This is a genomic window from Rectinema subterraneum, assembly GCA_009768935.1.
Lineage (GTDB): Bacteria > Spirochaetota > Spirochaetia > Treponematales > Rectinemataceae > Rectinema > Rectinema subterraneum.
Genome location: WESA01000016.1, coordinates 17,373 through 39,649, shown reverse-complemented (window position 1 = coordinate 39,649; position 22,277 = coordinate 17,373). Strand labels below are relative to the sequence as shown.

Here is a 22,277-nt window from a genome sequence, read left to right as displayed (position 1 = left end):
CGTTCATGCGCCATGAACGAGTTCCGGAATGAGGCGCGCCGGTACGCCAAGAGCTGCCAGCGCTTCTTTTGTCTGCGGAATGCCGTAACTCATATTGTGGTTAGTGACCTGACCTTCGCAGAAGGAGGCGCCCTTACCTTTTATTGTGCGGAGAACGATCATCGAAGGCCGCTCAATGCCCGGCGCGGCACGGCGTTTTGCCTCTTCGATGGCCTTGTCCATCGCAGCAAAATCATGACCGTCGACCATCCGGGCATGCCAGCCGAAGGCGGTCCACTTTGCGACGATATCGTCCATATCGATAATTTCTTTGGTGAGTCCATCGATCTGCATGCCATTCCAGTCAGCAAATGCAATGAGGTTCGAAAGCTTGCGGTGTGCGGCAAACATGGCAGCTTCCCACACTTGGCCTTCATTGGATTCGCCATCGCCGATAATGCAGTACACAAAGCCGGGTTTGCGGTCCATGGCTCTGCCGAGCGCGAGTCCGGCGGCAGCCGAGAGGCCTTGCCCGAGCGAGCCGGTTGTCATGTCAATGCCGGGGGTTTTTGTGCGGTCGCAGTGACTGGGCAGGTTGGTTCCGCCCTTGTTGAGCGTCAAAAGCCAATCGAGGGGGAAATAGCCTTTGTCGGCGAGTGTCGCATAGAGCGCGGGGCCTGCGTGTCCTTTCGAGAGAACGAGCATGTCTCGCTCGGGCCAACCCGGTTCTTTCGGGTTAATGTTCATGTGCTTGTGGTAGAGGAGAACAAGCAGATCGACGATCGACAATGCTCCGCCGATATGCCCTACGCCGAGATACCCGATTTCTTCGATTGTCAGGCCCCGGATTTCGCGGGCCTTGCGCTCAAGCGCCTGGATTTCGTGTGTATTCATACTACCTCGCATGATATTTATTTTCACAAAGTAAGTAAATCCCCTAACTCTGTGATACCTGCATTTTATACGACTGAAAACGTTTTCACAAGCATGAAATTTGAAGCGTATCAAAATATCAATGCGTCTTTCTAGTAGGGGAGATTCAATGTCGAAAGAAAGAGCAATGGGCAGGATGCGGGTGAGAGTGAAAAGAGCTGCAGGTATGGCGCGCCTGTTTACCAGAGCACTGGTTATGGGCTTGGCAATGTGGGTTGTGACGGGTTGTTCGCCACCCGCGATAGAAAGCGCCGTGCTGGGTGATATTCGTCCGCCTATGGTAAAAAATGCCAGGCTTGAGAGCGGGTATGAGTTTATTCTCGAATTTGATGAACCGGTCAGGGTGCCCAAGGACAGCTTTTCCGCCGAGCCGAAAAGGCTTGCCGCACAGGCAGAGAGTTCCGAGAATGTGGTGAGCGTACTATTCGAGCCTCAGCCGTCGCCTGGCGAAGTAGTGACACTTGCAGGAACTGTGCAAGACATGTGCGGCAATAGCACCAGAGTGCAGGTGCAGTTCAAGGGGTACAACGACAGACCGGCAGGTCTGGTCATTACTGAAATACAGACTGCGAAGAATACTTCGAAAAAGGCGCCCCATCGCGACTATATTGAGTTTCTTGTAAAAAAAGCGGGCAATCTGGGCGGCATATATGTGCAGTGGGCGAGTTCGACTAAGACAATGAGGTTTGATTTTCCTGCCTGTGAGGTTCGGGCAGGTGAAGTAATTGTCCTTCATCTGGCGCCTGAGGGGGTGGCGGAAGAAAAGAACGAAACAGGCAGCGAGCTTGGGCTTTCAGGCGGGATCGATGCAACAGCGCAAGGCAGGGATTTTTGGTCAGATGCGGGAGGCTTGCCAGATGCAAGCGGCGCAATCACGGTGCATGAAAGAGAAGGGGCACTACCTATTGACGGAATTTTTTACGCAGACAGTTCAAAAAGCGGAAAACTCGAGTCGGCAAAGCTCATAGCTCTTGCGAGGGAACTTGCGGATGCAGGGCTGTGGAAGCTCGATGTGCCGCCTCTTTGGGAAAATGCATTATTATGGAAGCCTTCAACTTCCAGGCCCCTCGTGCGCACGTCTACATCACCATATGGGGCGAGCGCATGGGGAATTGGGGAGAGCGGAAGCCAGAGCCCAGGGATTGTAAATTAGAGAAGTAATGCGATGCCCTAAATGAGATCGAGGAAAAGCTTTTCGATTTCGTGTCGCGGCATTGCGCCGACTTTCTGGCGCGCGACCTGGCCATCCTTGAAAACAATAAGCGTGGGGATGGAGATGATGCCATATTGGGATGCAAGATCGCTCTGTTCATCGACATTGAGTTTTCCCACTTTGATTCTGTCTTTGTATGACTCAGCGATCTGGGCAACGCTGGGAGCGATCATTTTGCATGGCATGCACCACTCGGCCCAAAAATCGACGAGAACGGGGATTTTTGATTCAAGTACTTCTTTCTTGAAATTTTCGGAGGTCAATGTAACTTCAGCGCTCATATGTATTTCAGACTCCTTTTCGTGGAATGGCCCCTTTAAGCTTTTTCTCTAAGGGCAAACGCTTCGAGGCCTGCAAGTGACTAAAGTATACTGCCGTCGTCAAAATGCGTCAAATAGAAGGATTCCCGAGGATTTCCGCGACCTCGTCCGGCAATCAGCCCGCAGGCTAGCGTAGAATCGCATTCTATGCAATGATCGGTAAACAAACAGAAAAGCCTATGCCGAACACAACAGCCAGCCCGTTTGCTCGATCGCTGTCGCTTTTGGGCCCATGGACGTTTTACCGCGAAGCGCTCGCCCTTGCAATTCCTGTCATGCTGCAAAGCCTCATTACCGGCCTTGTTTCACTTGTGGACAATTTTATGGTGGCAGGTCTCGGCGATGCCAAAATGGCCGGCGTCAATATCGCAAATCAGGTGAATTTCGTTTTCATGGTGATAATCAATGTTGTCACGATAGCAGGAGGCATTTTCCTTTCCCAACATCGGGGCGCAAAAAATCAAGAAGGCATGATCCAGGCATTCCGGTTCAAGCTGGTTATGGGGACAGGTCTTTCGACAGCATATTTTCTGGTTTGTGTGTTGGCTCCTGAGGCGCTGCTCTCGCTTATGGTTTCGAATAACGCGCAGGGAGCGGTGATTGTCGCTGAAGGAGCTCGCTATATGCGGGCGGTCTCTTTTTCGTTTATTCCCATCGCGTTGTCAGGCGCTATCGGAAGTTCGTTCCGCGATATTGGAGAACCAAAGGTGCCACTCCTTGTCTCCACAGCCGCGGCAATTGCAAATACCATCGGCAACTGGTTTTTAATCTACGGAAACTTCGGTGCGCCTCGCCTGGAAGTTGTAGGCGCCGCCACTGCAACCGTGATTGCGCGCGGCCTTGAGATCACTGCGTTCATTGTCATGCTCAAGGCAAGAAAACCGGCCTTTGCGTTCAGGCTGAAAACCATATTCCGGATCAACGGAAAGTTTTTTGCTGATGTGCTGTCGCGCTCCGCGATGATGTTCTTTTCGGAGACTGCATGGGTTGTGTCGGAAACGATTATCACCGCGCTCTATAACCGGCGTGGCGGACCGGAAACGGTTGCTGGGATGGCTGCCGGCTGGTCGGTTGCAAATTTGTTTTTCCTGGTATTCCCAGCCATTCACACAGCAACGAATGTCATTGTGGGATCGACACTTGGAGCGGGCAAGCTGGATGAAGGCAGGGCAAAGGCGCGCTGGATTATGGCAGGATCGGTGTTTTTCGGCCTTGCAGCGGGGCTCTTTGCCGCACTTTCGACTGCAGTGGTTCCGCTTGTTTTTGGCAACCTGTCGGATCAGGCCCGCATTGTCACTCGCAGCATTATTTTCGTGATTGCGATCTATTTGCCTTTGTGGTGCCTGCTCAATGCACAATTCGGTGTGTCGCGGGCTGGCGGCGATACGCTGATGGGGCTTTTTGTCGATGTCGGGGTGACATATGTTCTCTTTATTCCTGCGGCTTTTGTCATCGCGCGGTATACGAGCTGGGGGCCTGTCGCTCTTTTCGGTATTGCGAAGCTTTCGGATATTCCCAAGGCGCTGGTTGCCGGATGGTGGCTTGCAAAAGAGCGCTGGGTACGCAATCTCACTGTCGCTTCAGTGTTCAAAGCTGTTCTGTAAATGGAATACGCGAAGCCGGGCTTGTAATGAGGCATTGGCCATGCTGATTGCGCTTGCTTCGGCGTGTGCCCGCTGCGTCGCAATCGATGCATGCTTTCGCGTCGTGGCTGTTTCTTCCGAGATAAATGCGACTTTTTTTCGGGCTCCTTTTTTGCAATAGAAACCGGCATCCTCGAATTGGCCTGGTAGTCCTTCAAGCTCAAGGGCAACATAAAAAGCCGGGGCTTCTGACGCGTGTACAGTGGCTTCGATTTGCCCTTTTTCATTGGTCGCGAGCGTCACGTCGAGGCCCGGATCCGCAAGCTTGCAGCGCTTTGGTTCAGTGAGGAAGAGTATCGCAATAGTACTGATTCCGAGGTCGGGAACGTCGAGCGCCGCCTCAATGTAGGCTTCTTCTGGTTTGTAAGGCAGTTCCGAAACTGGCATGTGCCACACTATCTGCGACGTGAGATTCGTGATTGTCGAGCTATTCGTGCACAGTACGCCGCGCGGTTCCCCATGAAAATCAAGAAGCTGCAAAGTAATGGTTGCGGTGTGCTCTCCGGGGATTTCGCTGACAATATGAGCCTGCGCAATGCCATCTTTTATAAAGAGCGCAAGGATGACGGGCGCATAGAATCGCCTAGCTTCGTAGTGGAGAAGTTTCCACGTACCGTCGTAATTTAGGCTCGACCAGCTTACAGCCGGCCAGACATCGTTGAGCTGCCAATACAACGTGCCCATGCAGCGCGGCATAGCGCTTCGCCAGTATTCGACGGCGGTGCGGATCGCCATCGCCTGCTGGACCTGCGACAGATAAACGAGCTCCCAGAATCCTTTCGGAAGGCGGAAATATCGCAGCATAGTATCGAGAATAAGGCTGTTGCCGCGGGGGTGTTTTTGATGCGCCTCCAGTGCCGGGGCGCTGATATTTCGTTCGTCGGACGGTGCAAAGCTTTCGATCGTACGCATGGAAGGGAATGCCTGAAAGCCGAATTCCGAGCAGAAGCGCGGTTGCACAGTGAGGTATTCCGAGAAGGGCTTGCCCTCGTGCCAGACCGACCAGAAATGCATGTCGCCACGTTCATCCGAATGCCAGTTATCGGAAAAGTCATTAGGCCCAGCAGACGGGCTTGATGGCCAGAAACAGCGGTCGGGATCGAGAGCGCGAATGACCCGCCCCAGCACGCCTTCTGTGAGGCGATCGTAGTCGACGATGTAGCGCGCAGGATTTTTTTTCGATTCTTCGTACCATGTGATAGCGCCGAGTGCCTCGTTGTTTCCGCACCACAAAGCGATGCTTGGATGATCCGAAAGACGCTTGACCTGATGCGTGATTTCAGCCTCGACATTCGAAAGAAATTCGGGACTCGATGGATACAGCGCGCAAGAGAACATGCAGTCCTGCCAGATCATGATGCCGCGCTCATCGCACAGTTCGTAAAAATCGTCACTTTCGTAGCGGCCGCCGCCCCACACGCGCAGGCAATTCATATGCGCCTCTACTGCTGAGTCCAGAAGGCCTGCGATGCGCGCACGTGTCCAGCGCGAGGGAAGGGCATCGGCGGGGATCCAGTTTGCGCCTTTTGCAAAGATTTCTTTGCCATTGACGACGAATTTGAAACTGCGTCCGATGTCGTCTTCTTCGGATACGACGCGAAGCTCGCGGAAGCCGATCTTTTTATGCACTTCAGCAGAAATTTCAGAAAGGGGGTCAGACCCCGTTTTTAAATAAAGGTCATACAGCGCAGGCTTTCCATGCCCGTTCGGCCACCATAGGTCAGGCTTCTTGACCAGCATTGTGGCTGAAATGCGATGCGTGCCGGCCGCGAGATGATAGTTCGACACAAGGTGACAGTCATGGGAAACGTGGCGCCCGACCAGAAAGAATTCTGTTTCGATATCCATTTCTTCGGGGACTTCGATATCGGCGAAGATGTCAAGTGAAAAATCGGGGCCGGATGCCGGCTCTTCTTCAGTGGCGGGGAAAGGTCCAAGCGCTTTCATGCGTGTCTGGACATATTTGATCACCGGCCCATCGGTCGCGATCAGCTTGATGCTGTCATAGATGCCGCCAGTCATGAGGCAGGGGCCCCAGTCCCATCCCGCCATGCACTGCGCTTTGCGAATGAGGTTGCGGTGCGGCGATGAAACAGGATAGAGCGAGGCAGGAATAGGGTAGTGAAGGCGGGCAGCTTCGCGGATGGCCGCTTGTTCGGGGGAGCGGATGATCACGGCAATGAAATTTTCGCCAGGATGCAGAAGAGGTTTGGGGTTGGCTTCGAAGCTGCGGAACATGTTGTTGCTGGTTCCCGCAAGGCTGCCGTTGATATACACCTCGCTGATGGTATCGATCACATCTGCCTGCAAGCGGATTGTTTCGAGCTGAAGGAAATGCTCCGGAATTGTAAAGCTGCGCTCGATTTTCCAGTCTTCTCTGCCCGGCCACTGGGCTTTCAGTTCGCTTTCGCCATAGTACGGATCCTTGAGCTCTCCTGATTGAATGAGAGCTGAATAAATATCGCCGGGCACTTCCATCGGCCGCGCGCTTCCATCAGCGAGCCGGACAAGCCGCCATTGCCCCGCAAGGTTGATAATCTCCACACGCTGCCTCCCTGATGATTGTGAAAGATTTTTCTTGACAACTCAAGATAGTGATGCTATACCATGATTGATTGAATAAATCAACCAACTAACTGGCCAACCAACCAACTTGAATAGGAGCTGGCATGTGTCTTCACGCAGTGATCAATGGACGCGCACCGCAACGCGGATATTTCGCACAATCTGGCGCAACCCGAACATAAGCCGCGTCGATCTTGCCAAAAAACTCGGGCTTGACAAATCCACCGTCACCAAGCAGGTTGCAGACTTGCTCGAAAATGGCCTCATCGAAGAAAAAGAAGAAGGAGAAGCATCCGCGAGAGGCGGCCGCAAGCCAATTTACCTCGCCGTGAACAAGGAATATGGGCGCTTTATAGGAATCGAGCTCCAGCTTGGATTTTTTGAAGCGGTGGTTGTCGATCTTGCAGGCGATATTCTCGAGACAGCGCGAGGCGAAGTGCGTATCACACAGGAGAATTTTGCAGCAACCGTTGCTGATATCGTCGATACCATGCAGAAGCGGTTCTGCAGCGATTCTCTGCTTTTGGGTGTCGGAGTCGGCACTGCTGGCTTGGTAGACTCGAAAAAAGGGCGAATCAAATATTCCGTTCCGCTCGGGATTCAAAAAACCCTGGATTTTGCCAAAGCCATTGCAGGGAAACTGAAGGCTCCCGCTTTTATAGAGAACGATGCGAATTGCTGCGCCTGGGGCGAGCTTGCCTTCAATAGAGATGAAGAACTCAAGGATTTTCTGTTCGCGCTGGTTGAGTACCGTCAGGATGAAACATCGCTCATTCGATATGGAGGTATTGGTGTTGGGTTCGGTGTTGTGCTCGGAGGGAGGGTGCATACGGGAGCCCATGGATATTCAGGGGAATTCCGAAGCGCCTTTTGTGATGGGCCAGGCGAGCTGCAATTCTCGCTGAGCCGCGAAGAACTTATGTGCCTCAGAGGCGACAAGAACCTTTTGCATAGAACTGTCGATGAGCTCGCGCGCAACATGGCAATGCTCATCAATACGATGGATTTTCAGCATGTGTATATCGGGGGCGATATCGAAGCGCTCGATATCGATTTGCCGGCGATTCTGAGGCACAGGCTCGAGGAAAACTGGATGTATCCTTCTCCCAAGGATGTCGAAATCCGGTATTCTAGCCTGGGCGATAAAGCGGTTGCATTTGGTGCGGCGGGCATGGTATTCGAGCGGCTCATGGCAGAGCGGAGCATGCCCGGGCTTGCGGTCGAACTGAAAAATCTCGACCAACAGATTGGAGCATAGGCAGAAATGCCTTGCATATAGTCTTGGAATAAGGGCTGAAAAGCCCATTCAAGGAGGTTTTCATGAAAAAGGGATTGTTTGTGTTCCTTGCGCTGATCATTGCACTGGGCAGTGTTATGGCGCAGGAAAAAGTCACGCTGAATGTGCTCAATTATCAGCAGGCAGACCAGGCGGGGTATCAGGAAGATGTGGCAATCTGGAAGCGATTCCAGGAGCTGAATCCCGATATCACGCTCAATATGGAAGTGCTGTTCAATGAGCCGTATCACCAGAAATTGCAGGCATATGCCGCAGCGGGAACTCTGCCGGATGTGTTCTATGTATGGCCGACTGCCCGCAGCGCGGTTATTCATGAGAAGAAGCTTGCAAAGGATCTTTCGAAGCTCCTCGGCCCGGACTTCCTCAAGGATTTCTCCGGCGCAGCGACCGATCCGAACAACCAGCTCGGCAAGTATATGGCCATGCTGCCGCAGTCGTTTACGTACACCTCGGTGATGTATGTGAACAAGAAATTGCTTGCCGACAACGGATTCGACCTGCCGAAGACCTACGATGACCTCAAGAAAATGGTGCCGAAACTCAAAGCCAAAGGCATCAATGTCATCATGCTTCCGGACAAGGATGGCTGGCCGATGCAGTCCTGCCTTTTCTCCACAGTGCTCGGGCGCATGGCGGGCAACTCCTTCGTGGATGCAATTCTCGCTGGAAAGGCAAAATTCACCGACAAGCCATTTGTTGATTCGCTCAAGGTGATCGACAACCTCTACAAAGATGGCATTATTGCCCGCGAAGACAACCAGGTCGGCTATGGCGAGGCCCCCGGACTCTTCGTCTCCGGCAAAGCAACGATCTACATCGATGGCGACTGGAGAGTGGGTGCCTACATTACCGACAAGGCATCCGGCAAAGCGCTCATTCCGCCAGCAGCACAGGAGAGCGATTTTGCGCTGCTGCCTTTCCCGGCTATCCCCGGCGAAGTGAATCCTGGCGTGCTATCTGCAATCGCTGGCACAGGCTGGGCAATTTCCGCATCGATTCCTGCTGGTTCGGCGAAAGAAAAAGCAGCTGTGCGGCTTATCAAGTATCTGTACTCTGACGAAGTGCAGGCAATCCGCTACAGCACCGGCGCCTATGTCCCAACCCGCAAGAATGTCAAAGCCAATGTCGAGCCGCTCGTTGCGAAGGTTCCGCTGTTCTATGCGGCGAATCCCAAAACCTGCTATGTGTTCGATGGCATGTTCGACCCGGCTGTGTACAATGTCGTGAATGATGGCCTCATCGCAATCGGCCTTGGCACATCTACTCCCGAAAAAGTGGCTGCTGATGTCCAGAAGGCGTACGAAACCTGGAAAGCTTCCCAGAAATAATAAATAATTGTGAGCCAGGATGCAGCTGTGCCGCGCGTAAAAGTGCGGCCAGGCATCCTGGTTTTGTTTTACGAAAAACTCGAGGCGCTGCAAAGGCGCCGCAAAAAAGCGCTTTAATAAGCGCTGCAAAAAATGGAACGCAGTATATGAGTCGCTGGCCATTTCTGGAGTTGCTATGGTGCATTTGAATAGAGTACATCTGGAAGAAAAGCGGGCATATTGGGCAATGGTGATGCCGGCATTCGCTCTCTATCTTCTTGTCATGGCATTCCCTATCATTCTTTCGATCATGTTGTCGGTCTCGAACTATTCGGGCGGCAAGATGTTCGGGGGAGAAAAATGGGGATTCGCCGGATTTTCCGCGTATGCCCGCGTGTTTACCGACCCGTGGTTCTGGAATGCGCTTAAAAATAACTTGTATATTGTATTGATTTCTGTGTTCGGCCAGCTCCCGCTCGGTTTTATATTCGCGTATTTCATTTACTCGAAAATAGTACGAGCGCCGAGTTTCTGGCAGGGCGTGCTCTATGTGCCGAATATCATTTCGGTGATTGTGGTTGGCCTTTTGTGGCAAGTGATTTTTTCGCCGCACGGGCCTATTGCCGAAATAGTGAACAGCATTCATGCGAGCAGTTTCCAGGGGCAGCTGAAGGCGATTTTTGATGGAGCCGGGGGCTTTTCGCTTTCGGATGATGTCATCAAAAAAATACTGCACTTGGCCGGGCCTTCCGGGCAGGCAATGTTTTCGGACCCTGTGCCGGAGCTAAGGGATTTGCTGGCATCGTACAATGGGCAGCCGATTTCAGAAATCTACACTGCGCTCAGCAATCTCTTTGTGCAGAAATGGAGCCCTGCATTTCTGACCAAAACGGATATCGCGATGCTGCCAGTTCTGTTTGTCATCCTGTGGATGTACACGGGCATGTATCTCATTCTCTTTCTTGCAAATATGCAGAAAATCGATGCGCAGATCATCGAATCGGCGCGGATCGACGGCGCAAACGAGGGGCAGGTCATGCGCTACATCATTCTGCCTGCGCTGTCGGGCACGATTGTCAATTCCGCGATACTTGCGATTTCGGGCTCGCTGTCGAGCTTCGCCCTTATCTTCGCGATGACGGGCGGAGGACCGTCGCGGGTCACCGAAATTCTTTCTATTTATATGTACAACAACGCATTCCTGGGAAGGCCCAATTTTCCGCTTGCGAATGCGATTTCGCTCATTATGGTCCTCATCAGCGTAGTGCTGATTGTGCTCACAAAGGCTGTGGAAAAACGCTACGGCGGAAAGGAGGAATGAGCGATGTCCGAGATGATCAAAGAAACGAAGTTGCAAAAAGCGCTCGCTGCCGTGGGGCGGGGGGCTGTGTATATTGTGATGAGCCTTTTTGCGCTGATGACCTTGTACCCGATTTTCTGGCTTATCATGAACTCGTTCAAGACCACGAGGGAATTCCAGGTGAGCCAGCTTGCTTTTCCCAGGGCGCCTACACTCCAGAACTATGTGGAAGCATGGAAAATGGGCGATTTCGGGCTTTTGTTCCCGAACTCGGTGCTCTACACGCTGGGCGCGACAGCGGGGATCATTTTTCTTTCGCTGATGGCGGGGTTTGCCTTTGCGAAGTTGAAGTCGAGGGCGACAAAGCTTATTTACAACAGTTTTGTCATCGGGATTCTGCTCACGACGCAGACTCTGATGATCCCTCTGTTTCTGGAGGTGAATCTGCTTGGCCTTTATAATACGAGGCTCGCGGTGCTGCTTGTGTATATCGGGGCTGGGCTACCTATCGGGATATACCTTGCGACGGAGTACATTAAGGCGATTCCGAGTGCGGTGGTCGAGTCGGCGCGCATCGATGGGGCAGGTTTTTTTACGATTTTTCTGAAGATAATTGTGCCGATGAGCGTGCCCGTGGCAACGACGCTCGCGATGCTGAACATTACGGGGCTATGGAACGAGTTCGCGCTTATCAATATTCTGGTGTCCAAGACCGAGCTCAAGTCGTTGCCGCTGGGCATCTACAAGTTTTCGGGCTCGCTCTCCACTGATTACGGGAAACAGTTTGCGGCGCTGACCATCGGGATGGTGCCGATGCTGGTATTCTATATGATTTTCCGCAAGCAGATTACGAAGGGCGTGGCGGCGGGCGCGATAAAGGGTTGAGCAATAGGCTTCAGATTGAATTGGGGCGCAGCGCGATTGCAGTGAGGCCGCGGGCGCCATAAAGGCTGAAAGGAGCATTGCATGAAGCGGCAGGACGGATTTCCTGAGGATTTTGTCTGGGGTTGTTCTACATCGAGCTATCAAATCGAGGGCGCAGCGAGCGAAGATGGGCGCGGGCCTTCGATATGGGATACATTTTCGCATACGCCCGGGAAGGTGGTTCAGGGGCACACAGGGGATATCGCCTGCGATTCGTACCATCGGTGGAGAGAGGATGTCGCGCTGCTCAAAGAGTTGAATGCGGGTGCGTATCGCTTTTCGGTTTCGTGGACGCGGATTCAGCCTGATGGCAAGGGCAAGCCCAACCAGAAAGGACTCGATTACTATTCGCGGCTTGTCGATGGCTTGCGGGAGGCTGGCATCGAGCCCTGGCTTGAACTGTTCCACTGGGATCTTCCACAGGCCCTCGAAGATGCCGGCGGCTGGCGAAATCGCGACACTGCGTTCCGTTTCGAGGAATACGCCCGGATCATGTACAAGGCCATCGGAGATCGGGTCGAGCACTGGACAAGCATGAACGAGCCTTGGTGCGCTGCGTTTCTGGGGCACCTTACCGGCGAGCATGCGCCTGGCTTGCGCGACAGGGAGAAGACAAGCAGGGCAGTGCACCATCTTCTTTTGGCACATGGACTTGCGGCGAGAGCATACCGCGAGGGCGGATTCAAAGGCGAATATGGCCTCGTCATCAATGCGGCAAAGCCGAGGCCAGCGACTCTGAGACCGGAGGATGTCGAAGCATCGGAGCGTGCGTCGATCGAACGGACATCGCTATGGCTCGATCCTGTGTTCGGGCGGGGCTACCCCGAGCTTTTCATGCAGCACTTTGGGAGCCAGATGCCCATCGAGCCCGGCGACATGGACATTATTGCCGCGCCGATCGATTTTATCGGGGTGAATTACTATAACGAGGATGCAGTGCGCGCAGCGCTGCTAAGCGAAGAAAATCCGTATGGCTTTGAATATGTGCCTACCTGGCAAAGAAAAACCGAGATGGGGTGGGATATCGAAGCGCAGGGTTTGCGCCGCATTTTAATGCATATAGCGAGGAACTGGCCGGCAAAAGTACTGTATGTGACAGAAAACGGGGCGGCCTTTGCAGATGCGCCTTCGCCCGATGGTGTGATTCGCGATTATGACAGAATCGAATACCTGAGAGAGCATCTTGCAGCATGCCGGCAGGTAATCGCTGACGAGGTGCCGCTGAAAGGCTATTTTGTCTGGAGCCTCATGGACAATTTCGAGTGGTCATTCGGATATACGCGCAAATTTGGCTTGGTGAGCATCGATCATATTACCAAGGCGCGGCGGCCCAAGCTCAGTTTTTATTACTATCGCGACGCGATTGCGGGCTTTGGGCTTTAGATGGGGGTGCCCATGGGGTGCGATCTTGTTCCGATTCCTGTGCTCTGCGAGGCGAAGGAAGGGGTTTTTGAGCTAGGTCCCGGGATGAGTGTTCAGGTGTCGGCGGGGCTGGAAAAAGAAGCGGCGCTACTGGCCGAGTGGCTTTCGGGAATTGAAGGAGTCGGGCAGGTTGGTATCTCAAGGGCGCCTGTGGCAAACGCGGCGACCTCGATCAGCCTCAGCCTCGATCCGGGAATGCAGCGGGCCGAAGAATACGAACTTGGCATAGCACCGCAGGGGATTCGCATTGCAGCGAAGGATGCGGCTGGCATTGTCCGAGGAGCGTCAAGCCTGTATCAGCTCGCGCTTTCGCAGAGCCGAGCGCTGCGATCCTTGCGGATTCAGGATTGGCCGCGTTTTGCATGGCGTGGATTCATGCTCGACTGTGCGCGCAATTTCTTCAGGGTGGAATTTATAGAAAAACTGCTCGATCTCGCCGCTCTGCACAAGCTGAATGTGTTCCATTGGCATCTCACTGACGATCAGGCATGGCGACTCGAAATTGCTTCGAAACCCGAGCTGACTGGTCGAGGCGCATTCCGACAGGACATGCGGTATGAGATCGAATGGGAAAAGGGCGGCTTTTATACGAGAGCCGATGTAGCGCGCGTTGTGGAATATGCAGCAGCGCGGCATATCATGGTAGTGCCGGAAATCGAGACGCCAGGCCATTCGACCGCGCTCCTTGCGTCGCATCCCGAGTTTTCATGCAGGGGCGCGAGCGATCCCTCGGTCCTCTTCAAGCCTGAAGACCACTACGGCATTTTCGAAGATATTTTGTGTGCAGGGAATGATCGCGTGTTGGCCTTTATAGACGAGGTGCTTGAAGAGGTTTGCGCGATGTTCCCCGGCGAATATGTGCACATGGGCGGTGACGAAGCCCCGAAAGCGCGATGGCTTTCTTGCCCGGCATGCAGATCGCGAATGGATGTGCTTGGCATGCGCAAGGGTGGCGGCCAGTACGAGCCCGAGCGCTTGCAGGCGTGGTTCATGGGCAGGATGGCTGAGATGCTTACGCGCTGCGGCAAGCGGATGATCGGCTGGGATGAGGTGCTGGAAGGCGGCATCCAAAAGGATACGCTCATCATGTCATGGCGGGGCGCTGAGCCTGGGGTTCGTGCAGCTTCGCTTGGCTATGATGTCGTCATGTGCCCTCAGACCAAGGCTTGCTACCTCGATCACAAGCAGTTCGATGTGCCTGAGGAGCCCGGCCATCTCGGCGTCTGCACGCTGAAGGATTCCTACAACTTCGATCCCGTGCCCGATGGCCTCCGTAAAGAAGAGGCGGCGCACATCCTTGGCGGGCAGGCGAACCTGTGGAGCGAACTTGTGTATTTTGGCAGACAGGCTGAGTACATGCTCTTTCCGCGCCTCTGCGCGCTCTCGGAGGTGTTCTGGAGTCCGCGCGAGAATCGCGATTTCAATGATTTCAGCACGCGGCTCGCCACCCATACCCAGCGCCTCGATATGCTCGATGTGCTGTACTGCAGGGGGAAGTATTTCTAGGCGGGAGAATGGCGCGCCCAATCCGAGGACTTGCCGAAAATATAAGTTTTCTTTATTATTTATTCATCTTATCTTCTAAGGACTCTAACAATGTCTGAACATAGTGAACTCGAGAACGCGCTGAAGGCATGGATCAGCCAGATAATGCGGCTCTCGATGAGAGGCTTTATTACATTTGCCACAGAGATAGGCCTTTCGATGCCGCAGATTGCGGTGCTGTTCCGCTTGAATGGCGATAAGCGCTGTGCAGTGACCGAGCTTGGCGATGAGCTGGGCGTGAGCGGTGCTGCGGCGAGCCAGATGGTGGATAAACTCGTACAGCTTGGATTGGTCGATCGTCTGGAAGATCCCCATGACCGAAGAGTGCGGCGGCTTTTACTCACGCAGAAAGGAAAAACGATTATCGAGCGCAGTATTGAAGCGCGGCAGGAATGGATCGGACACTTTTGCAGCAGCCTCAGCGAAGAAAAAGCAAAAGAAGCAGCCGGCCTATTTAATCAGTTTGCGCAGATAGCTGAGCAGCTTGAAACCGCACTGCACACCCCAAGCAGCCACTAAGGAGAATTGAATGCGCACGTTATTCCGTTATCTGAAACCATATTGGCTCAGCATTGTATTGGTGATTGCGCTTTTGTTTATTCAGGCGAATGCTGACCTGTCATTGCCTGACTATCTTTCCAAAATTGTCAATATCGGTATTCAGCAGGGCGGCATCGAGCCGGATCTCCCGCAGGTTATCCGCATAAGCAGTTTCGAGGCGCTCGGCAGGCTTTTGCAGGCCGAAGGCGCAGGCGAGAAATTTGCAGCGCTTCAAAAGGTCTATACGCACGTAACGCCCGGCTCGGATCAGGCCAAAACGCTTTCGAAAAAATGGCCGCTCGCGAACTCCGAGCCGGTCATGTCGCTGGATCTTTCGGACAAGGCTGCTGTCGATGCAGCGCGCCAGGTCTTCCTTGCAGAATATCCAAAGCTTGTGGTGATGTCGCAGCTGCCGAATGCGGCTGCGATGGGTGGCGCTGGGGCACTTGGAGGGGCGGTGCCAAGCGCAGGACCGTCTGCAGGCACATTGCCTTCGGCTGGCGCGGTGCCAGGCGCAGCCGCGCCGAACATGCCCGCGCCAAGCGGCCAAGTGCCGAGCGGCCAGGCCTCAGGCGCCCCGGCGGCTCTCAGTCCGCAAGCCATTCTTTCGCAGATCGACAGCCTCGACCCTCTCGCAAAATCGCAGCTCGTTGTTCGAGGACTCCAGAAGGAATTTGAAGCGCTTGGCGTCGACACAGTAGTCCTCCAAACAGGATACATCCTGAGCATTGGCGCGATAATGCTCATCATTACACTCATTTCCGTGGCTTCAACCATTATGGTCGGCTTTTTGGGGTCGAGAGTGGCAGCAGGAACAGCGCGCGACCTCAGGCGGGCAGTTTTTACCAAGGTTGAGGATTTTTCGCTTGCGGAGTTCGATTCGTTCTCCACAGCATCGCTGATTACGCGTTCCACGAACGACGTGACGCAGGTTCAGATGATGATCATGATGGGCACGCGGATGCTGTTCTATGCGCCGATCATCGGTATCGGGGGTGTCATACGCGCGCTCGGGAAAGCCTCCGGAATGTGGTGGATTATCGCTGCAGCCGTAGGCGTGCTTATTGGCATTATTGGTCTTGTATTTGCCCTTGTTGTGCCGAGATTCCGCACTGTGCAGAAGCTGGTCGACAGGCTCAATCTCGTTGTGCGCGAAAATCTTTCCGGCATGATGGTCATTCGCGCATTTAACCGGCAGGACCATGAAGTACAGCGCTTTGACAAGGCAAACCGCGATTTGACCAGCACAATGCTCTATGTGACGCGCGTCATGGTCGTACTGATGCCCATTATGACCGTGATCATGAATGTGGTCAGCGTTTCTATCATATGGGTCGGATCCCACGAAGTCTCGGCCGGTTCGATCCGCGTCGGCGATATGATGGCTTTCATGCAGTATTCGATGCAGATTTTCTTTGCATTCCTCATGATGTCAATGATGTTCATCATGCTGCCGCGAGCGAGCGTCTCTGCCGACCGCATCGCAGAAGTTGTCAATACGCCGGTGAGCATCAAGGATCCTGAAGCGCCAAAGCTGCTTCCGAAACCGACTCGCGGCGAAATTGAATTCCGCAATGTCCGCTTCCGCTATCCGGGAGCGCAGGAAGATGTCCTGCATGATATCAGCTTTACCGCGAAGCCTGGTACAACCACGGCGATAATCGGCACGACAGGTTCAGGCAAGTCGACGCTCGTCAGCCTCATTCCGCGCCTGTATGACGTAACAGAAGGCGCTGTCCTGCTTGATGGTACTGATATCAGAACGCTGGCGCTTTCGGATTTGCGGGGCGCGATCGGTTTCGTGCCCCAGAAGAGCATGCTTTTCAGCGGCAGCATTGCAGACAATGTTCGTTATGGAAAAGACAGCGCGGCAGAAGAAGAAGTCAAAGAAGCGCTTGAATTGTCCCAGATATGGAGCCTGGTTGAAGAAAGCCCGGAAGGGCTTGAGCGCCAGATTTCTCAAGGGGGCATGAATGTTTCCGGCGGCCAGCGGCAGCGCCTCGCTATCGCCCGCGCGCTCGTGCGCCGAGCGCCGGTCTACATTTTCGATGAGAGTTTTTCTGCCCTCGATTACCGTACCGAGCGGGCAATCCGTGCGGCATTGAAGACCTACGCCAAGGACAGCACCGTTTTCCTGGTCTCCCAGCGTGTGGCTCCTATTCGCCATGCTGAACAGATCATTGTCCTCGATGATGGGCATGTAGTAGGAATCGGGAAGCACGAAGAACTTATGAAAACCTGCGATGTGTATCTCGATATCGCACTCTCGCAGCTCAAGCAGGAGGAACTTGCATGAACGGCACACAAAAACCTGAAAATATACAGAAGTCTGCAAGCCCGGCCCAAACCAGCCATGCCAACAGTGGCATGGAGCCAGCCAAGGGAGGCGCACCCTCAAGTGCCCCCAGCTCCACCCAGGGAACAGCCAAAATCCGCCCTGGCGCCATGATGGGGCGCGGCGGCCCCGGAGCTCTCATGCCCGGCGAGAAATCCAAGGACTTCAAGGGCACGATGAAAAAACTCATCGCATACCTAGGCCCGTATCGCTGGGCAATACTTGCGGTCATGATTCTTGCGACTATTGCAACGATTCTTGGAATTATGGGACCGAAAGTCCTCGGCACCGCGACCACGACGCTGTTCGATGGCGTCGTTAAAAAACTCTCTCGCACAGGCGATATCGATTTTGCCAAAATCGGAAGCATTTTGCTGACGGTACTCGGTCTGTATCTGTCCTCGGCAATTCTTCAATATATACAGGGATGGGTCGTATCCGGCATCGCGATAAAAATCACGTATAATTTGCGGAAAGATATACTTGCAAAGATCAATCGCATGCCCTTCCGCGCATTCGACAACACCAACCATGGAGAAATACTCTCCCGCATGACGAACGATGTCGACACCGTCAACCAGACATTGAGCCAGAGCCTTTCGCAGATGATCACCTCGGTGATGACGCTTATCGGCGCGCTCGTGATGATGCTCACCATAAGCTGGCAGATGACGCTTGTCGCAATGGTGATGATTCCGCTTTCGCTCGTGCTGGTGCGCTTTATTGTCATTCGTTCCCAGAAGTATTTCAAGACACAGCAAGAATATCTCGGACACCTGAACGGGCATATCGAGGAAAATTTCGGTGCGCATACGGTGGTAAAGGCGTATGGCGGCGAGTCCAGGGCCATCAAGACCTTCGACTCGCTGAATTCGACACTGTACCAGTCGGCCTGGAAAAGCCAGTTTTTGTCGAGCATCATGATGCCGCTTATGAATTTTGTCGGCAATCTGGGCTATGTCGCGGTCGCGGTATCCGGCGGCTACCTTGCGGCGAAGAAGATGGTGACAGTGGGCGATATACAAGCTTTCTTGCAGTATGTGCGCTCGTTCACCCAGCCCATCACACAGGTAGCGAATATCTCGAATGTGCTGCAACAGACAGCGGCGGCCGCCGAGCGCATCTTCGAGTTTTTGGCCAGAGAGGAAGAGAGCCCCGATTCCGAGGCATCTGCGACGCTTGTCCCCGCGCGCATCGAAGGCAAGGTCGAATTTAGGCATGTGCATTTTGGGTATGTGCCCGGTGAGCCTATTATCAAGGACTTCAGCGCGACCGTGCTGCCAGGGCAGAAGGTCGCCATTGTCGGCCCGACAGGTGCAGGCAAGACGACGCTTGTCAAATTGCTCATGCGGTTCTATGAACCGGACAGTGGCGAGATTCTCGTCGATGGAATACCGATTCGGAACCTGCCGCGCTCGGTCGTGCGTTCATGGTTCGGCATGGTTCTGCAGGATACCTGGCTGTTCTCGGGAACCGTAAAAGAAAATATTGCATACGGGAAGCACGATGCAGCTGAAGAGGAACTTGTCGAATCGGCAAAAGCGGCGCATGTCGACCACTTTGTGCGCGCCTTCCCTGAGGGCTATAACCTTGTTCTGAATGAAGAAACGACCAATATTTCCCAAGGGCAGAAGCAGCTTCTGACCATCGCGAGGGCCATGCTCGCGCATCCGCCCATGCTTATCCTCGACGAGGCGACGAGCAATGTCGACACGCACACCGAGCTTCTGATTCAAAAAGCCATGAACACGCTCATGCAAGGGCGCACCAGCTTTGTGATCGCGCATCGGCTCTCGACCATCCGCGACGCTGACCTCATTCTTGTCATGGACCACGGAGATATCGTAGAGCAGGGCACCCACGAAGAGCTCCTTGCCAAGTGTGGATTCTATGCCGAGCTCTACAACAGCCAGTTTGATGAGACGGGCGAGGCGCAGGTGGCGTGCTCGTGAGCGTCGCCTCCTTTATTATGGATTCGCAAGCTTGAGTTTGAAGTATAAGCTTAAATAGAACAAAAAACGCGGCGCTAAATAGCACCGCGTTTTTCTGATTTACTGGTTTTTTCTGCAAGAGCAGGCTTTTAATTTTTCGATAAAAGCCTGCTCTTAGGAGATCAATAATCCATTCCGCCCATACCACCCATTCCGCCGCCGGGATTTGCCATGGGCTTTTCTTTCTCGGGCAGATCGGTGATGGCGCACTCGGTGGTAAGAAGGAGTGCGGCAACGGAGGCTGCGTTCTGCAGCGCGCTGCGGGTAACCTTGGCCGGGTCGATAATTCCAGCCTTCATCATGTCTACCCACTCCATCTTCGCTGCATCGAAACCAATGCCTTTCTTTTCGTGCTTGGCTTTGTCGGCAATGATGGAACCATCGATGCCTGCATTCTCGGCGATCTGGCGGATGGGCTCCTCGAGGGCGCGTTTGACAATCTTATATCCAACTTTCTCGTCATCGCTCAGCTTGGAAATGTCCGCTTTGTCGAGAGCGAGCGCAGCCTGGATAAGTGCAATGCCGCCGCCGGACACAATGCCTTCTTCGATTGCAGCGCGGGTTGCGGAGAGTGCATCCTCGACTCTGTGCTTCTTCTCTTTCATTTCGACTTCGGTGGCTGCACCGACATTGATGACTGCTACGCCGCCGGCGAGCTTGGCAAGGCGCTCCTGGAGTTTTTCGCGGTCATAATCGCTGGTGGTCTCTTCGATCTGCTTCTTGATCTGGGCGATGCGGTCCTGGATATCTTTCTGCTTGCCGCCGCCATTGATGATGGTGGTATTGTCCTTGTCGACCTTGACGGTTTTGGCGGTTCCGAGCTGGTTGAGGCTGGTGTTCTCGAGCTTAAGGCCAAGCTCATCGGAGATGACTTCGCCACCGGTGAGGATGGCAATATCCTCGAGCATGGCTTTGCGCCTGTCGCCGAAGCCGGGAGCCTTGACCGCGCAGACATTCAACGTGCCGCGCAGGTGGTTCACAATGAGGGTAGCAAGGGCTTCGCCTTCGACATCCTCTGCAATGATGAGAAGGGGCTTGCCGGTCTGGGCAATCTTCTCGAGGACAGGGAGAAGATCCTTCATGTTGGAGATTTTCTTGTCATGGATAAGGATGAGCGGATTCTCGAATACAGTGGTCATGGAATCGCGGTTGGTCACAAAGTAGGGGGACGTATAGCCGCGATCGAACTGCATGCCTTCCACATACTCGATGGTGGTATCCATGGTCTTGGATTCTTCGACGGTGATTACGCCATCTTTTCCGACTTTCTCCATCGCATCGGCGATCTGGTTGCCAATTTCGATGTCGTTGTTCGCGGAAACAGATGCAACATGCGCGATTTCTTCTTTTTCTTTGATTTCTTTAGAATTCTTGCGGATTTCTTCAACAGCAATTGTGACTGCCTGGTCGATGCCGCGTTTGAGCGCCATCGGATCGATACCGGCAGCAACGGACTTGAGCCCTTCCTTCACGATGGAATAGGCAAGCACGGTTGCGGTGGTTGTGCCATCGCCGGCGATGTCGTTTGTCTTGGTGGCCACTTCCTTGAGCAGCTGGGCACCCATGTTCTCGTACGGATCCTCAAGCTCTACTTCCTTGGCGACCGAAACGCCGTCCTTGGTCACTGTAGGAGCACCGAACTTCTTGTCAAGAAGTACGTTCCGGCCCTTCGGACCAAGCGTTACCTTGACAGCTTTGGAGATAGTCTCGACGCCGACGAGCAGTTTCCGTCGCGCATCTTCGCTGAACAACAATTGTTTCGCCATACCTTTGCTCTCCTGTAAATGGCAGTGTTTTTCCGGATGCCGACATGTGCATCGATTTGAGATGCCGCGGAACCGGATGTTCTATATTGGAACGGCTTTGAAAGGCCTCAACAAAGATATAAAAAATGAGAAAATTCGGCAAGTGGAAGACGAATTCCGCATCCTGCGTAGTATAATCTCGGCCCCTCCAGAGTATCCGCATATGCTGCTTTATGTTACAGTAGGCATGTGAAAGCACAATTTCCGATTCTGTACCTCGATGATTCGATCATTGCGATCGACAAGCCGGCAGGAGTACTCGCCATCCCCGATCATTGGGATCCCGAGGTGCCGGTAGCCCAGCAAATGCTTGCAAAAGAATACGGCACGCTTTTGCCTGTCCATCGCATCGACAAGGATACTACCGGCGTGCTCCTCTATGCCCGGACCCAGGATGCGCACCGCGCCCTCAATGAGCGCTTTTCCACTCGCCAGGTCGAAAAGGTCTATCTTGCAATTGTTTCAGGCGAACCTGAACACGATGAATGGGAGATTGACGCACCTTTGCGCGCCGATGGCGACCGGATGCACAGGACCATAATTGATATGTCCAAGGGAAAGCCGGCCCTTACCAGATTTGAAGTGGTCGAGCGCTTCCGCGGATTTGCGCTTGTGCGCGCATTGCCGGAAACTGGGCGAACGCACCAGATTCGGGTTCACCTTGCGGCATCCCGCCTGCCGATTCTTGCGGATGCACTGTACGGGGATACCAAGCCGCTTATGCTTTCCAAGCTCAAACGACGATGGAAAGGCGATGCGTTCGAGGAAAAGCCTGTCATAGCCCGATCGGCACTGCACGCATCCAAAGTCACGTTTCTGCACCCGACAAGCGGCATGCGGCTCGAAATTGAAGCACCGCTGCCGCGCGACTTCAGGGCAGCCCTGAATCAGCTTCGAAAATTGCGGGCGATCTGAGTGCCGCGTGCCCTCTGGCCGCGCTCATTGCGTCAGAAAGAGCCGCCTTGCAAAAAGAGATATTCTTCATTGCAGTTGGGCACGAGCACCACAAATTCCTCGCCGCCGAAGCGGGCAGCGGTGTCAAGCGGCCTGAGTGCGCCCGAAATTGTGCCGGCTACCATTTTGAGTACGATATCGCCGGCCAGATGCCCATAGGTGTCGTTCACTTTTTTGAAATGGTCGATATCGAACATCAAGAGG

The 22,277-nt window shown here is 53.8% G+C and carries 17 protein-coding genes; 12 read left to right on the top strand and 5 right to left on the bottom strand.

From position 1 onward, the window contains the following. Nucleotides 1–3: 3 nt before the first annotated feature. On the bottom strand, nt 4–873 hold the full coding sequence (locus GAP13_RS05875) for a transketolase (RefSeq protein WP_158907145.1): 870 nt from the start codon (nt 871–873) through the stop codon (nt 4–6). 148 nt (nt 874–1,021) lie between these two features. Here GAP13_RS05875 and GAP13_RS05870 point away from each other — a divergent pair, with 148 nt between their 5' ends. Further along, a complete protein-coding gene (locus GAP13_RS05870; protein WP_158907143.1) occupies nt 1,022–2,065 on the top strand; it encodes a lipoprotein TP_1001-related protein in 1,044 nt (347 codons plus the stop codon). 17 nt (nt 2,066–2,082) lie between these two features. On the opposite strand, the gene trxA is transcribed toward GAP13_RS05870, so the two are convergent. Continuing rightward, nucleotides 2,083–2,406, bottom strand: a complete 324-nt coding sequence (trxA, locus tag GAP13_RS05865) for a thioredoxin (RefSeq protein ID WP_158907141.1) — start codon at nt 2,404–2,406, stop codon at nt 2,083–2,085. Nucleotides 2,407–2,597: 191 nt separating this feature from the next. Between trxA and GAP13_RS05860 the strand changes: the two genes are divergently transcribed. Continuing rightward, nucleotides 2,598–4,049: an MATE family efflux transporter gene (locus GAP13_RS05860; protein WP_241864299.1), complete on the top strand. Its 1,452-nt coding sequence runs from the start codon at nt 2,598–2,600 to the stop codon at nt 4,047–4,049. On the opposite strand, the gene GAP13_RS05855 is transcribed toward GAP13_RS05860, so the two are convergent. Continuing rightward, nucleotides 4,026–6,632 carry a glycoside hydrolase family 2 protein gene (locus GAP13_RS05855; protein ID WP_158907139.1) on the bottom strand — a complete coding sequence of 869 codons (2,607 nt, stop codon included), beginning with the start codon at nt 6,630–6,632 and terminating at the stop codon, nt 4,026–4,028. The genes GAP13_RS05860 and GAP13_RS05855 overlap by 24 nt on opposite strands. 127 nt (nt 6,633–6,759) lie before the next feature. Between GAP13_RS05855 and GAP13_RS05850 the strand changes: the two genes are divergently transcribed. The 9 genes from GAP13_RS05850 (at nt 6,760) to GAP13_RS05810 (ending at nt 19,275) form a co-directional block, all read left to right on the top strand. Then, nucleotides 6,760–7,911 (top strand): ROK family transcriptional regulator, encoded by a 1,152-nt coding sequence (locus GAP13_RS05850; RefSeq protein ID WP_158907137.1) that lies wholly within the window; start codon nt 6,760–6,762, stop codon nt 7,909–7,911. Between the two features lie 62 nt (nt 7,912–7,973). Continuing rightward, nucleotides 7,974–9,278 (top strand): ABC transporter substrate-binding protein, encoded by a 1,305-nt coding sequence (locus GAP13_RS05845; RefSeq protein WP_158907135.1) that lies wholly within the window; start codon nt 7,974–7,976, stop codon nt 9,276–9,278. 175 nt (nt 9,279–9,453) lie between these two features. After that, entirely contained in the window at nt 9,454–10,578 is a 1,125-nt protein-coding gene (locus GAP13_RS05840; protein ID WP_158907133.1) for a carbohydrate ABC transporter permease, read from the top strand. 3 nt (nt 10,579–10,581) lie between these two features. Continuing rightward, nucleotides 10,582–11,442 (top strand): carbohydrate ABC transporter permease, encoded by an 861-nt coding sequence (locus tag GAP13_RS05835; RefSeq protein WP_158907131.1) that lies wholly within the window; start codon nt 10,582–10,584, stop codon nt 11,440–11,442. Between the two features lie 81 nt (nt 11,443–11,523). Next, nucleotides 11,524–12,864 (top strand): GH1 family beta-glucosidase, encoded by a 1,341-nt coding sequence (locus GAP13_RS05830; protein WP_158907129.1) that lies wholly within the window; start codon nt 11,524–11,526, stop codon nt 12,862–12,864. Nucleotides 12,865–12,876: 12 nt separating this feature from the next. Beyond that, nucleotides 12,877–14,409 (top strand): beta-N-acetylhexosaminidase, encoded by a 1,533-nt coding sequence (locus tag GAP13_RS05825; RefSeq protein ID WP_158907127.1) that lies wholly within the window; start codon nt 12,877–12,879, stop codon nt 14,407–14,409. Between the two features lie 90 nt (nt 14,410–14,499). After that, the gene (locus tag GAP13_RS05820) at nt 14,500–14,967 is read left to right on the top strand and encodes a MarR family winged helix-turn-helix transcriptional regulator (RefSeq protein ID WP_158907125.1); all 468 of its coding nucleotides are present in this window, start codon (nt 14,500–14,502) and stop codon (nt 14,965–14,967) included. A gap of 10 nt (nt 14,968–14,977) precedes the next feature. Beyond that, nucleotides 14,978–17,284 (top strand): ABC transporter ATP-binding protein, encoded by a 2,307-nt coding sequence (locus GAP13_RS05815; protein ID WP_158907123.1) that lies wholly within the window; start codon nt 14,978–14,980, stop codon nt 17,282–17,284. Further along, complete coding sequence (locus tag GAP13_RS05810) at nt 17,281–19,275, top strand: ABC transporter ATP-binding protein (RefSeq protein WP_241864298.1); 1,995 nt, start codon at nt 17,281–17,283, stop codon at nt 19,273–19,275. Before GAP13_RS05815 ends, GAP13_RS05810 begins: the two co-directional genes overlap by 4 nt. A 161-nt stretch (nt 19,276–19,436) precedes the next feature. On the opposite strand, the gene groL is transcribed toward GAP13_RS05810, so the two are convergent. After that, nucleotides 19,437–21,080 (bottom strand): chaperonin GroEL, encoded by a 1,644-nt coding sequence (gene groL / locus GAP13_RS05805; protein WP_158907121.1) that lies wholly within the window; start codon nt 21,078–21,080, stop codon nt 19,437–19,439. 228 nt (nt 21,081–21,308) lie between these two features. Here groL and GAP13_RS05800 point away from each other — a divergent pair, with 228 nt between their 5' ends. Then, nucleotides 21,309–22,034: an RluA family pseudouridine synthase gene (locus GAP13_RS05800; protein WP_158907119.1), complete on the top strand. Its 726-nt coding sequence runs from the start codon at nt 21,309–21,311 to the stop codon at nt 22,032–22,034. Between the two features lie 32 nt (nt 22,035–22,066). Here the strand turns inward: GAP13_RS05800 and GAP13_RS05795 are convergent, their stop codons facing one another. Next, entirely contained in the window at nt 22,067–22,273 is a 207-nt protein-coding gene (locus GAP13_RS05795; protein WP_371709626.1) for a GGDEF domain-containing protein, read from the bottom strand. Nucleotides 22,274–22,277 lie beyond the last annotated feature (4 nt).

Bases quoted from the DNA above. Each gene is read 5' to 3' on its own strand.
- GAP13_RS05875 (WP_158907145.1), bottom strand. From the start codon at position 873: ATGAATACACACGAAATCCAGGCGCTTGAGCGCAAGGCCCGCGAAATC.
- GAP13_RS05870 (WP_158907143.1), top strand. From the start codon at position 1,022: ATGTCGAAAGAAAGAGCAATGGGCAGGATGCGGGTGAGAGTGAAAAGA.
- trxA (WP_158907141.1), bottom strand. From the start codon at position 2,406: ATGAGCGCTGAAGTTACATTGACCTCCGAAAATTTCAAGAAAGAAGTA.
- GAP13_RS05860 (WP_241864299.1), top strand. From the start codon at position 2,598: ATGATCGGTAAACAAACAGAAAAGCCTATGCCGAACACAACAGCCAGC.
- GAP13_RS05845 (WP_158907135.1), top strand. From the start codon at position 7,974: ATGAAAAAGGGATTGTTTGTGTTCCTTGCGCTGATCATTGCACTGGGC.
- GAP13_RS05840 (WP_158907133.1), top strand. From the start codon at position 9,454: ATGGTGCATTTGAATAGAGTACATCTGGAAGAAAAGCGGGCATATTGG.
- GAP13_RS05835 (WP_158907131.1), top strand. From the start codon at position 10,582: ATGTCCGAGATGATCAAAGAAACGAAGTTGCAAAAAGCGCTCGCTGCC.
- GAP13_RS05830 (WP_158907129.1), top strand. From the start codon at position 11,524: ATGAAGCGGCAGGACGGATTTCCTGAGGATTTTGTCTGGGGTTGTTCT.
- GAP13_RS05825 (WP_158907127.1), top strand. From the start codon at position 12,877: ATGGGGTGCGATCTTGTTCCGATTCCTGTGCTCTGCGAGGCGAAGGAA.
- GAP13_RS05820 (WP_158907125.1), top strand. From the start codon at position 14,500: ATGTCTGAACATAGTGAACTCGAGAACGCGCTGAAGGCATGGATCAGC.
- GAP13_RS05815 (WP_158907123.1), top strand. From the start codon at position 14,978: ATGCGCACGTTATTCCGTTATCTGAAACCATATTGGCTCAGCATTGTA.
- GAP13_RS05810 (WP_241864298.1), top strand. From the start codon at position 17,281: ATGAACGGCACACAAAAACCTGAAAATATACAGAAGTCTGCAAGCCCG.
- groL (WP_158907121.1), bottom strand. From the start codon at position 21,080: ATGGCGAAACAATTGTTGTTCAGCGAAGATGCGCGACGGAAACTGCTC.